Annotated in this window: 11 protein-coding genes; 10 read left to right on the forward strand and 1 reads right to left on the reverse strand. The window is 68.2% G+C overall.

Annotated elements, in window-relative coordinates; all coding sequences use genetic code 11:
- Window positions 1–20 precede the first annotated feature (20 nt).
- The 9 genes from IM738_RS13645 to IM738_RS13685 all read left to right on the forward strand — a co-directional run bounded on the left by IM738_RS13645 (window position 21) and on the right by IM738_RS13685 (window position 10,056).
- Entirely contained in the window at window positions 21–1,283 is a 1,263-nt protein-coding gene (locus IM738_RS13645) for a nitrate regulatory protein (protein ID WP_236966317.1), read from the forward strand.
- 383 nt (window positions 1,284–1,666) lie between these two features.
- Window positions 1,667–2,950, forward strand: coding sequence for a CmpA/NrtA family ABC transporter substrate-binding protein (locus IM738_RS13650; protein ID WP_236961322.1), 1,284 nt, complete (start codon window positions 1,667–1,669; stop codon window positions 2,948–2,950).
- 127 nt (window positions 2,951–3,077) lie between these two features.
- Window positions 3,078–4,010, forward strand: coding sequence for a nitrate ABC transporter permease (ntrB, locus tag IM738_RS13655; protein WP_236961323.1), 933 nt, complete (start codon window positions 3,078–3,080; stop codon window positions 4,008–4,010).
- On the forward strand, window positions 4,007–4,819 hold the full coding sequence (locus IM738_RS13660) for an ABC transporter ATP-binding protein (RefSeq protein WP_236961324.1): 813 nt from the start codon (window positions 4,007–4,009) through the stop codon (window positions 4,817–4,819). Before ntrB ends, IM738_RS13660 begins: the two co-directional genes overlap by 4 nt.
- A gap of 307 nt (window positions 4,820–5,126) precedes the next feature.
- On the forward strand, window positions 5,127–6,341 hold the full coding sequence (locus IM738_RS13665; RefSeq protein WP_236961325.1) for an MFS transporter: 1,215 nt from the start codon (window positions 5,127–5,129) through the stop codon (window positions 6,339–6,341).
- A gap of 97 nt (window positions 6,342–6,438) precedes the next feature.
- Window positions 6,439–7,134 (forward strand): substrate-binding domain-containing protein, encoded by a 696-nt coding sequence (locus IM738_RS13670; protein ID WP_236961326.1) that lies wholly within the window; start codon window positions 6,439–6,441, stop codon window positions 7,132–7,134.
- Between the two features lie 39 nt (window positions 7,135–7,173).
- Window positions 7,174–8,292, forward strand: coding sequence for an HPP family protein (locus IM738_RS13675; protein WP_336886524.1), 1,119 nt, complete (start codon window positions 7,174–7,176; stop codon window positions 8,290–8,292).
- Between the two features lie 85 nt (window positions 8,293–8,377).
- Window positions 8,378–9,649: a phosphoglycerate dehydrogenase gene (gene serA, locus IM738_RS13680; protein WP_236961327.1), complete on the forward strand. Its 1,272-nt coding sequence runs from the start codon at window positions 8,378–8,380 to the stop codon at window positions 9,647–9,649.
- Window positions 9,650–9,780: 131 nt separating this feature from the next.
- A complete protein-coding gene (locus IM738_RS13685; RefSeq protein ID WP_236961328.1) occupies window positions 9,781–10,056 on the forward strand; it encodes a hypothetical protein in 276 nt (91 codons plus the stop codon).
- Window positions 10,057–10,114: 58 nt separating this feature from the next.
- Here IM738_RS13685 and IM738_RS13690 read toward each other — a convergent pair whose 3' ends face one another.
- Window positions 10,115–11,203 carry an alpha/beta fold hydrolase gene (locus tag IM738_RS13690; RefSeq protein WP_236961329.1) on the reverse strand — a complete coding sequence of 363 codons (1,089 nt, stop codon included), beginning with the start codon at window positions 11,201–11,203 and terminating at the stop codon, window positions 10,115–10,117.
- 160 nt (window positions 11,204–11,363) lie between these two features.
- On the opposite strand from IM738_RS13690, the gene IM738_RS13695 reads away from it, so the two are divergent.
- Window positions 11,364–12,353: a hypothetical protein gene (locus IM738_RS13695; protein ID WP_236961330.1), complete on the forward strand. Its 990-nt coding sequence runs from the start codon at window positions 11,364–11,366 to the stop codon at window positions 12,351–12,353.
- The last annotated feature ends 10 nt before the right edge of the window (window positions 12,354–12,363 follow it).

A 12,363-nucleotide genomic window follows, 5' to 3' on the forward strand; every position in this document is an offset into this window, starting at 1 on the left:
TGCCCTCCACCCCCTCGTCCCTGAAATCGGGACTCAATTTCCTGATCGCCGCCAAGCGCTGCGAAATCGACGCCCTGCGCCAGCTCGCGCTCACCAGCGCGCTGGTGAACGTGACCGGCCGGCTGGTGCACGGCCTGCAGCGCGAGCGCGGCCTGTCCAACCTGTTCCTCGCCTCGCAGGGCAGCCGCTTCGCCGAACCGCGCCAGCAGCAGATCACCGAGTGCCAGGCCACAGAGACCGAGCTGCGCCGCTGTTTCGCCAACCTCGACGCCCACCTCGGCCACGGCGCGCGCCTGTTCAGCCGCATCGCCTACGTGCTGCAGGGGCTCGACGCCCTGCCCGCGCTGCGCGAGCAAGTGGACACCCAGGCCTGGACGGCGCGCCAGGCCACCGAGGCCTATGTGCGCCTGATCGCCGGCCTGCTGGCGGTGGTGTTCGAGGCCGCCGACAGCGCCAGCGACCCGACCATCTCGCGTCAGCTGGTGGCCTTGTTCAACTTCATGCAGGGCAAGGAGTTCGCCGGCCAGGAACGCGCCGCGGGCTCGGCGCTCTACGCCAGCGGACGCGCCGAGAGCGCCGAGCAGCAGCGCCTGCTGCACCTGATCGATTCGCAGGAACGCTGCCTGCAGGTGTTCAAGGAGTTCGCCAGCGACGAACTCGCCACGCTCTGGGCCACGGCCGACCGCGACACCATGGCCGCCCGCGCCGAGTTGGAGCGCATGCGCCGCGTGCTCTGCACCGCCACCGACGGCAGCCCGCTCGACGCCAACCAGAGCCAGCCCTGGTTCGACTGCTGCAGCGTGCGCATGGACCGCATGAAGACGGTGGAAGACCGGCTCGCCCACAGCCTGCAGCGGCTGTGCGAACACAAGACCCAGGCCGCGCTGGACGAGCTGCTGGCGTTCGAGGGCCTCGACCCCGACGCCACCCAGCCGGCCGATCCGCTCTCGTTCTTCCAGCACCCGGTGCCCGACCACGTGGCCGGCAGCCACCCGACGCAGGGTTACGGCCACCAGCTCGACCGCTCCATCCTCGACCTGGTGCAGGACCAGGCGCGCCGCCTGCAGGCCATCAGCGACGAGCTCGACACCGTGCGCGCCAGCCTCAACGAGCGCAAGCTGGTCGAGCGCGCCAAGGGCCTGCTGATGGCGCACCGCAACCTCAGCGAGGCCGAGGCCCACAAGACCCTGCGCCAGATGGCCATGAACCAGAACCGCCGCCTGATCGACGTGGCCGAAGCGGTGCTGTCCATGGCCGAGGTGCTGCCCGAACGGCGGCGCTGACCGGGGGCGACCGGCGCCGGGGTGTTGCGGCGCACAAAACCTGTGCCCCGCCCCTGCGGCGCACCAAGCTGAAGCCTGGAGCACCGCCCCACCTCGCCACCGCCACCAGGCTCGCGCGGCGCCCGGCCCCCGGGCCAAAGCCCGTTTTTCCCTTGAATATCAAGCATCTTCCGACCGCACCGGGCCACCCACCGAGGCCTGGCACGCTCCCTGCTTAGATCCTCTCAACGGGACCTGTGCCAATGGCGGCACAAACCCCGCAGTCTCCCGAGACACAGGACAACGGCGTCCATTTCAAGCCCCATCACGCTGGGCTGGAAATGGGCGCCGTTTTGTTTTTGGCCACCGATTTTTTCGATTTATTCATCAGCAAGGAGTTGGACATGACCTCAAGCACCACACCCCCCACCGTGGCCGCCACGCCCGAAGCACCGGCCCCGGCCAGCGCCTCGCGCCGCGACTTCATCAAGAAGGGTGCGGCCACCGCCACCTTCTTCTCCACCCTGGGCCACAGCGGCGTCTGGGCCGCCGGCTCCGACGCGCCGGAGAAGACCGAGGTCAAGATCGGCTTCATCCCGCTGACCGACTGCGCCAGCGTGGTGATGGCCAACGTCCTCGGTTTCGACAAGAAGTACGGCGTGACCATCGTGCCCACCAAGGAAGCCAGCTGGGCCGGCGTGCGCGACAAGCTGGTCAATGGCGAGCTCGACATGGCGCACGTGCTCTACGGCCTGGTCTACGGCCTGCAGCTCGGCACCTCGGGCCCGCAGAAAGACATGGCCGTGCTGATGAACCTGAACCACAACGGCCAGGCCATCACGCTGTCGAAAAAGCTCGCCGACAAGGGCGCCGTGGACGGCCCCTCGCTCGCCAAGCTGATGGCCGCCGAAAAGCGCGAATACACCTTCGCCCAGACCTTCCCCACCGGCACCCACGCCATGTGGCTCTACTACTGGCTGGCCAGCGCCGGCATCGACCCGTTCAAGGACACGCGCGCCATCGTGGTGCCCCCGCCGCAGATGGTGGCCAACATGCGCGTGGGCAACATGGACGGTTTCTGCGTGGGTGAGCCCTGGAACCACCGCGCCATCATGGACGGCATCGGCATCACCGCCAACACCACGCAGGACATCTGGAAAGACCACCCCGAGAAGGTGCTGGGCACCACGGCCGACTTCGTCGCCAAGAACCCCAACACCGCGCGCGCCGTGACCGCCGCGATCCTGGAAGCCAGCAAGTGGATCGACGCCGGCCTGCAGAACAAGAACAAGATGGCCGAGACCATCGCCCAGCGCGCCTATGTGAACACCGGCGTGGACGCGATCAACCAGCGCATCCTGGGCCGCTACCAGAACGGCATGGGCAAGACCTGGGACGACCCGAACCACATGAAGTTCTACAACGACGGCTCGGTGAACTTCCCCTACCTGAGCGACGGCATGTGGTTCATGACCCAGCACAAGCGCTGGGGCCTGATGAAGACCCACCCCGACTACCTGGCCGTGGCCAAGAAGGTCAACCGCATCGACGTCTACAAGGAAGCCGCCAGCGCCAGCAAGACGCCGCTGCCCAAGTCGGACATGCGCAGCGTGAAGATGATGGACGGCGTGGTCTGGGACGGCAAGGACCCGGCGAAGTACGCCGATGCGTTCCGCATCAAGGCTTGACCCACCCCCGCCGCGCTGCGCGCGACCCCCTCAAGGGGGCAACGCTGGCGGCCTGGCAAAGCCAGTTCCGCGGCGTTCCCGGCTTAAGACATTTCGCCCCTCGTTGTTTCACTTCTAAGGAAAAACCATGGTCAGCGCCGTTTTTCATTCACCGCTGGAGGCTTCGGCACCGCCGGTCACCAGCTCCCACTCACCGATGGGCAAAGCCATGAGCAAACCCAAAACCGAAGCGCCTGCGACGCCCGCGGTCAGCGCCCGCCCCTCGGCCGCCAGCCGCGACTTCCGGGGCGTGTGGATGGCGGTGCTGCCACCCGTGTTGGGGCTGGCCTGCCTGGTGCTGCTCTGGCAACTGATCGCCAGCACCGGCAACAGCGGCATCCCCAAACCCGCCGAGACCTGGGCGCAGGCGGTGCAGGTGTTCTCCGACCCGTTTTACAGCAACGGCCCCAACGACCAGGGCGTGGGCTGGAACGTGCTGGCCTCGCTCAAGCGCGTGGCCATCGGCTTCGGCCTGGCCGCAGCGGTCGGCATTCCCGCCGGCTTCGCCATCGGCCGCTTCGAGTTCCTGAGCCGCATGTTCAACCCGCTCATCAGCCTGCTGCGCCCGGTGTCGCCGCTGGCCTGGCTGCCCATCGGTCTGCTGGTGTTCAAGGGCGCCGACCCGGCCGCCATCTGGACCATCTTCATCTGCTCGATCTGGCCCATGATCATCAACACCGCGGTGGGCGTGCAGCGTGTGCCGCAGGACTACATGAACGTGGCCCGTGTGCTCAACCTGAGCGAGTGGAAGATCTTCACCAAGATCCTGTTCCCCGCCGTGCTGCCCTACCTGCTGACCGGCGTGCGCCTGGCGGTGGGCACGGCCTGGCTGGTGATCGTCGCGGCCGAGATGCTGACCGGCGGCGTGGGCATCGGCTTCTGGGTCTGGGACGAGTGGAACAACCTCAACGTCTCCTCCATCATCATCGCGATCTTCGTCATCGGCATCGTCGGCCTGCTGCTCGAATTCGCGCTCATCAAGATCGCCACCCTGTTCACGTTCGAGGAAGTCAAGTCATGAGCAACAGCAACGACGCCAAGTACATCGACATCCAGAACGTCGAGCAGACCTTCAAGACCAAGAAGGGCAATTTCCCCGCGCTGCGCGAGATCAACCTCACGGTGGCCAAGGGTGAGTTCGTGGCGCTGATCGGCCACTCGGGTTGCGGCAAGTCCACGCTGCTCAACCTGATCGCCGGCCTGACCACGCCCACCCACGGCGTGCTGCTCTGCGCCGACCGCGAGATCGCCGGCCCCGGCCCCGAGCGCGCGGTGGTGTTCCAGAACCACTCGCTGCTGCCCTGGCTCACGTGTTTTGAGAACGTGTATCTCGCGGTGGAACGCGTGTTCGCCGCCACCGAAAGCAAGGCCCAGCTGAAGGCCCGCACCGAAGCCGCGCTGGCCCTGGTGGGTCTCACGCCCGCCGCACAGAAGCGCCCCGGCGAAATCTCGGGTGGCATGAAGCAGCGCGTGGGCATTGCCCGGGCGCTGTCGATGGAGCCCAAGGTGCTGCTGATGGACGAACCCTTCGGCGCGCTCGACGCGCTGACCCGCGCCAAGCTGCAGGATGAGCTGCTGGAGATCGTGGCGGCCACGCAGGCCACCGTGGTCATGGTCACGCACGACGTGGACGAAGCCGTGCTGCTGTCCGACAAGATCGTGATGATGACCAATGGGCCCGCCGCCACCATCGGCGAGGTGCTGCACGTGGACCTGCCACGCCCGCGCCACCGCGTGGCCCTGGCCGACGACCCGCAGTACCAGCACCACAGAAAAGCGGTCATCGACTTTCTCTACACGCGCCAGGCGCACGTCGAAAAGGCAGCTTGACCAGCGCGCGGCCAACCCCAAAAAGGGGCATGTCTCAGGGCATGCCCCTTTTTTGTTGGTGCCGCGGGCGGTGGACGACACAGGCATGGTGCATGGCGGGTCCTCCGTGCCCCGCCAACCGCCCCTTGATCGGGCATGGATATTGCTGAATATCCGCAGAGGCTGACGAAGGCCTCTTGTGCTGCATCCTGTCGCCGATTCCGGCCGACCGGTGCGCCCCTTGCGCATCCCTCTGGCCTGCCTCGGCCATGGGCGCCGCTGCGAGGGCTCCACTTCCCACCCCACCTCTCTCACAAAGGTCCACGCCATGGCGGGCTTCCGTACGTTCCTGAAAAGCGGGCACACACCGACGCTGTTTGCAGCGTTTTTCTACCTCACGTTCTCGTTCGTGATCTGGGTCATGAACGGCGCCATGGCGCCCTTCATCAGCGAGGAGTTCAACCTCACGGCCGCGCAGAAGGGCCTGCTGCTGTCGATCCCCATCGTGGCCGGCGCCGTCATGCGCTTCCCGCTCGGCCTGCTCGCGCAGTACGTGGGTCGCAAGACCGCCACGCTGGTCGAGCTGGCGCTGATCACGGTCACGATGTCGTACGGCTACTTCTTCGTGCAGACCTACGACGACATGCTCAAGATGGCGCTGCTGCTGGGCGTGGCCGGTGCCAGCTTCGGTGTGGCCATGTCGCTGGGCTCGGGCTGGTACCCGCCGAAATACAAGGGCCTGGCCATGGGTCTGGTGGGCGCGGGCAACGCCGGCACCGCCATCGCCGCGCTGCTGGCCCCGCCGCTCGCGCAGGCCTACGGCTGGCAGACGGTGTACGGCTTCGCCGCCCTCGCTTCCATCGTGCCCATGCTGGTGGTGGCCTTCATGGCCAAGGAGCCGCCCGACCGCGACGTGCACGCCAGCATGCGCGAGCACCTGGCCTGCCTGCTGGAAAAAGACGGCTGGGTGTTCAGCCTGATCTACGTCGTCACCTTCGGCGGCTTCATCGGCATCACCACCTTTTTGCCCACCTACTACTACGACCAGTTCGGCGTGAGCAAGGTGCAGGCCGGTCAGCTCACCATGCTGGCCGCGCTGATGGGCGCCGTGGTGCGCATCTTCGGCGGCTGGATTTCCGACCACTGGGGCGGCGTGAACACGCTGACCGTGGTGCTGGTCGTGGTGTCGGTCGCGCTGGTGGGCGTGGGCCTGTCGTCGCACTCCATCGTGCTGACCACGCTGCTGCTCATCGTCTGCTTCGCCGCGCTGGGCGCGGGCAACGGCGCGCTGTTCCAGCTGGTGCCGCTGCGCTGGCCCATGTCCACCGCCGTGGCCGGCTCGATGATCGGCGAGATCGGCGCGCTCGGCGGCGGCCTGGTGCCGGCCATGATGGGCCAATCCAAGCAGCACACCGACAGCTTCCTCTCCGGCTTCGTGATCATGGCGATCTTCTCGGTGCTGATGCTGGGCGTGATGCGCACCATGCAGGTGCGGTGGACGCGCACCTGGGCGGAGAAAGGCGGGCGCGCGCGCGCAGCCTGAGGAATACCGCGCCGTTGGCTTGCGGTTAAATTGCACGGGTTCGCGCCGCGCCGCTGCGGCGCGCGTTCCAACCCCTTGCACTCCCGGAGCTGCCCGCATGGCGTCCCCCATCCGCATCATTTCTTCCATGGCCACCAAGCAGGTGCTGGCCGACCTGATCGCCCTCTACCGGCAGGCGCACCCGGACGCGGTGATCGAACTCGAATCCGTGGGCGGTGTGGACGCCGCCAAACGGGTGCGGGCCGGCGAGGCCTTCGACATCGTGGCGCTCGCGTCCAACGCGGTGGCCCAGCTCACCACCGACGGCAAGGTGGTGGCCGGCAGCACCGTGGACGTGGTGCGCTCCGGCGTGGCGCTGGCCGTGCGCAGCGGCGCGCCGCACCCCGACATCGCCAGCGAAGCCGCCGTGAAACAGGCCGTGCTCGCCGCGCGCACCCTGGGCTATTCCACCGGCCCCAGCGGCGTGCAACTGGCCAAACTGTTCGAGCGCTGGGGCATCGCCGAACAGATCAAAGACCGCATCGTCACAGCCCCGCCCGGCGTGCCCGTGGGCTCGCTGGTGGCCCAAGGCGAGGTCGAGCTGGGCTTCCAGCAACTGAGCGAACTCATGAGCCTGGAAGGCATCGACGTGCTCGGCCCGCTGCCCGCCGACATCCAGATCATCACCACCTTCTCGGCCGGCCTGGCCACGGCCTCCACGCAGCCCGACGCGGTGCGCGCGCTGCTGGCGTTCCTCGTGTCGCCCGCCACCGCACCCACCAAACAACGCAACGGGATGGAGGCCGCAGGCTGATCCGGTCAGCGTTGACACACGGTCGCTGAAAGCCCGCCCTTGAATCCGCTGCTGAACTGGCTGCGTTCGTTCTACCCGGCCCCGCTGACCATCGGTCGCGGGGAGCTCTGGCTGAGCAGCGTGGGCGTGGGCCTCGGGCTGCTGTGCACCGACTGGCTCAGCCGCCACGCGCTGGGCACCTCCAGCGTCTGGTTCATTGCGCCCATGGGCGCCTCGGCGGTGTTGCTGTTTGCGGTGCCGGCGAGCCCGCTGGCGCAGCCCTGGTCCATCATCGGCGGCAACGTGCTCTCGGCGTTGATCGGCGTGGCCTGCCACCAGTGGCTCGGCTCGACGGGCCTGGCCGCCGCAGTGGCGGGCACCGGCGCCGTGGCGGCCATGTTCGCGCTGCGCTGCCTGCACCCGCCCGGCGGCGCGGTGGCGCTCACGGCCGTGCTGGGTGGCCCGGCGATCCACCAGCTGGGCTTCGGTTTTGCGCTCTGGCCGGTGGCCGCCGATTCGGCGGTCATGCTGGCGCTGGCCCTGCTGTTCAACAACGCCATGGGGCGCAGCTACCCGCACCACGGCGTGACCCGGAGCCGCCCCCACGACACCAGCGACCCGCTGCCCACCCAGCGCGCGGGTTTCCACAAGGAGGACCTGGACGCCGCGCTGGCCTCGTTCGGCGAGCTGCTCGACATCGACCGCCACGACCTCGAAGAGATCATGACGCGCGCGCAACTGCACGCGCAGCGCCGCCACTGGAACGGCGTGCGCTGCCAGGACATCATGTCGCGCGACGTGGTGAGCGTGGGCCCCGGCGATTCGGTCGACGAAGCCTGGGCGCGCCTGGCGCACCACAAGATCAAGGCGCTGCCCGTGGTGGACGCCGAGCAGCAGCTGGTGGGCATCGTGTCGCTGCACGACTTCTTCATCGGCCAGAGCGCGCCGGCGCCCAGCCGCGTGCCGCGCATGAACACCGCGCGCCGGGTCGAAGAAATCATGACCCGCAGGGTGCGCACAGCCCGCCCCGAACAGGCCATCGCCGACCTGGTGCGCGGCTTCTCCGACGGGGGCCTGCACCACATGCCCGTGCTCGATCAGCAGGACCGGCTGGTGGGCATGGTCACGCAGTCGGACCTGGTGGCCGCCCTGTTCATGACCCCCGCCGGCCCGGCCTGACACCCGCGAAAAATCCCCCCTGCGGCGCGGGGACGAAGGCCTCCAAAATGGCCTTGGGCGCCATACCCGACTACATTAGTCAACTATGAACGCCACCACCACCACCCCGACCCAAGCCGTCCAGCCCGGCCCCAAGACCTCCATCGACAAGCACAAGATCCGCTTCCTGCTGCTGGAGGGCATCCACCCCTCGGCCGTCGAGGTGCTGCGCGCGGCGGGCTACAGCCAGATCGAAAGCCTGCCCGGCGCCCTGCCCGACGACCAACTGCTGGCCAAGATCGCCGACGCCCATTTCGTCGGCATCCGCTCGCGCACCCAGCTCACCGCCGAAGTGCTGAGCCACGCCCACCGCCTCGCCGCCGTGGGCTGCTTCTGCATCGGCACCAACCAGGTGGACCTGGCCGCGGCGCGCGAGCGTGGCATCGCGGTGTTCAACGCACCCTTCTCCAACACCCGCTCGGTGGCCGAGCTGGTGCTGGCCGAAGCGATTTTGCTGATGCGCGGCATCCCCGAGAAGAACGCCGTGGCGCACCGCGGCGGCTGGCTGAAATCGGCCAGCAACTCGTTCGAGATCCGCGGCAAGACACTCGGCATCGTGGGCTACGGCGCCATCGGCACGCAGCTCTCGGTGCTGGCCGAAGCGCTGGGCATGCACGTGGTGTTTTTTGACGTGGCGACCAAGCTGCCGCTGGGCAACGCCAAACCGCTCACCAGCCTGGACGAGCTCATGGCCACCGCCGACGTGGTGAGCCTGCACGTGCCCGAAACACCGGCCACGCAGTGGATGATCGGCGCGGCGCAACTCGCGCGCATGAAGCCCAGCGCCGTGCTCATCAACGCCTCGCGCGGCACCGTGGTGGACGTGGATGCGCTGGCCAGCGCGCTGAACAACCAGGCACTGCTCGGCGCCGCCATCGACGTGTTCCCCGAAGAGCCGCACAGCAACAAGGACACCTTCGAATCGCCGCTGCGCGGCCTGGACAACGTGATCCTCACGCCGCACATCGGCGGCTCCACGCTGGAGGCGCAGGAAAACATCGGCATCGAGGTGGCGGAAAAGCTGGTGAAGTACAGCGACAACGGCACCTCCACCTCGGCCGTCAACTTCCCCGAAGTGGCCCTGCCCGCGCACCCCGGCAAACACCGCCTGCTGCACGTGCACCGCAACGTGCCCGGCGTGCTCTCCGGCATCAACCGCGTCTTTTCCGACCACGGCATCAACATCTCGGCGCAGTACCTGCAGACGCGCGAAGACGTGGGCTACGTGGTGATGGACATCGACGCCGCGCACTCCGAGCGGGCGCTGGCCGAGCTGGCGGGCGTGCCGGGCACGCTGCGCAGCCGCGTGCTGTTCTGAGAGCCGGCTGACGCCGGCGTCAACAACAGAAGTGGCCCGGGCGCCAGCGCACAGACCCGGTTGTCCAACGCCCCGCGCCGGCACACAATGACCCTGGCGCGGCCTCGCGCGCCCCACCGCAGGAGCCCCTCATGTCCGAGTCATTGCACCCCACACCGGTCGACAGCCCCGCCCTCACCAACGCCGAGCTGGTGCAGCTGCGCGTGCGCGTGATCGCGCTGGAAAACATGGTCATCGCCCTGCTGGCGAATGCACCGCCCGAGCAACAGGCGCTGGTGCGGGAAATGGCCAGCTACATCTCGCCCCGGCCGGGCTACACGCCCCACACGGTCACCATCCATGCGGCGGACCAGATGCGCAGCCTGGTCGACCGCGCGGACCGGTTCCAGCCGATGCAGGCGAGCTGAACCCGCTTCGAGCCGCCACCGATACCGTCGGCGGCGTTGCTGGGGTACTTCCAGCAACTCAGGGCGCGCGATCGCGCACGTAGACGATCGCCTCCGCCCGCGTGCGCACGCCCAGCTTGTCGAAGATGCTCGACACCTGGTTGCGCACCGTCTTTTCGCTCTTGTTCAACTGCTGCGCGATGACGGGGTTGTCCAGGCCCTGGGCCACCAGGCGCAACACCTCTCGCTCGGCCGGTGTCAGCGTCACATCACCGGCGCCGTCGGTGGCATCGACCGGCGCATGGCCCAGAAAACCGCGCAGTTCGGCCAGGAAGGTGGACCACGCCGGCTCGGTGTCCAGCAGCACGTGGTTGTCGCTCTCCAGCGGCACGAAGCGCGCCCCCGGGATCAGCGCCGCCAGCCGCAACCCCTCGTCGAACGGCACACGCGCATCGCCGCGCGCGTGCAGCACCAGCGTGGGCACGCGCAACTGGCGCGCCAGGTCGGTCACGTCGACGCGGTGGAAGGCCTCGAGCGTGCGCGCGGCGTTCTCCGGGCTCGCCGTCAGGCGCTCCAGTTCGTTCCACCACTGGTGCTGCGCTGGCGTGCCGCCGGGGATGAACTGGTTGGTGAACACCTGACGGAAGGCGGCGTTGTCGCGCCCCCAGCCCAGACGGATCAGGTTGACCAGGGTCTGTGCCTCCAGCCGCTCGGCATCGCTGGTGGCGCGTTGCAGCGCGCCGCGCGCGTAGGCACCGGGCAGGACCAGATGAGACACCTTGTCGGGGTGTCGCACGGCGTAGGCGATGGCCACCGCCCCACCTTGCGACATGCCGATCAGCGGGAAGCGGCGCAGGCCCAGGCTGTTGACCACGGCCTCCAGATCACCGACCCAGGCGTCGAGCGAGAAGTCGGCCACCGCGCTGTCAGACAGGCCGCAGCCGCGCTGGTCGTAGCGGATGTACTGGTGATCGCGCGCGAGTTCGGCCAACCAGGGCCGCCAGACGGGGCTGTGCAGGTCGTGTTCGACATGGCTCAGCCAGTGCGCGGCCCGCAGCAGCGGCGGGCCGGAACCGATGGAGGCGATCGCGATGCGCGTGCCGTCGGCCGCGGTGCAGAAGCGCAGGCTCTGGCGCAGGTTTGGTGGCGCACGCTGGACAGCGGGCATGCGCGATTGTCTCGCGCATGGGTCGCCCGTCCTAGACCCAGGCGCGCGCCATCCTCTACCCGATGGAGGGCGTGGGACATCCGCCCCATGCGCCGGCGCGCGCAACGGTGAATCCTTCGATCACGTCGACAGGACGTATCCAACCCCGAGAGGAAACACCATGCAAAACCCATCCACCCCCCTGGACATCCCGCGCTACGCCAAGACCATCGAAGTCTCCAAACGCATCCGCTGGGACATCGACCGCGACGTGATCCGCGGCCGCCGCTTCGACCTGGCCCACACCTTCCTGCCCGACGGTCTGTCGCTGGCCGACGAACTGCCCTTCCTGAGCCCGGCCGAGCACCGGTTCCTGAGCCAGGTGCAGGGCCGCACCTACGCCAACATGTTCGGTCTGGTCGAACGCTTCATCAGCGCCAAGATGCTCGAGGTGAGCCGCGAGCACTGGCTCGGCGACCAGACCGCGCTGGAGGCCATCGTGCGCTTCACCGACGAGGAGCTGAAACACCAGGAGCTGTTCCGCCGCATCGAACGGCTGGTGGCCGCCGACATGCCGGCCGGCTACCGCTTCGACGTGTCGCCCAACGACGTGGCTGGGTTCGTCTTGTGCAAGAGCAGCTGGGCCGTGCTGGCGCTGATCTGCCACATCGAACTGTTCTCGCAGGCGCACTACCGCGCCAGCATCGACGCCGCTCAGGACCTGTCACCGCTGTTCAAAGACGTGTTCCTGTTCCACTGGAAGGAAGAGTCGCAGCACGCGATCATCGACGAGCTGGAATGGGCACGCGAAGACGCCCGGCTGGCGTCCGATGCCCAGCGCGACGCGGCGGTGGACGACCTGATCGCGCTGGTCGGCGGCGTCGACGGCATCCTGCAGGGGCAGGCCCAGGCCGACGCGGCGTACTTCCTGACCGTCAGCGGCATGGCCCCGGACGGCGAGCGTGCCGCGCAGGTGAACGCCACGCTGCTGAAGGCCTACCGCTGGCAGTACATCGTCTCCGGAACCCTGGAGCCGCGCTTCCAGAAGGTGCTGGGCGGACTGGTCAGCGCTGCGCAGATGGCGCGCATCCAGGCCGCGCTGGCACCCCTGAGCTGCGCGGTGCCGGCGCGTGCGGAATCCCTGAATGCGATGAGTGCGACGGTGCACTGACGCCTGAAAC

This window comes from Hydrogenophaga sp. SL48 (assembly GCF_021729865.1).
Classification (GTDB): domain Bacteria; phylum Pseudomonadota; class Gammaproteobacteria; order Burkholderiales; family Burkholderiaceae_C; genus Hydrogenophaga.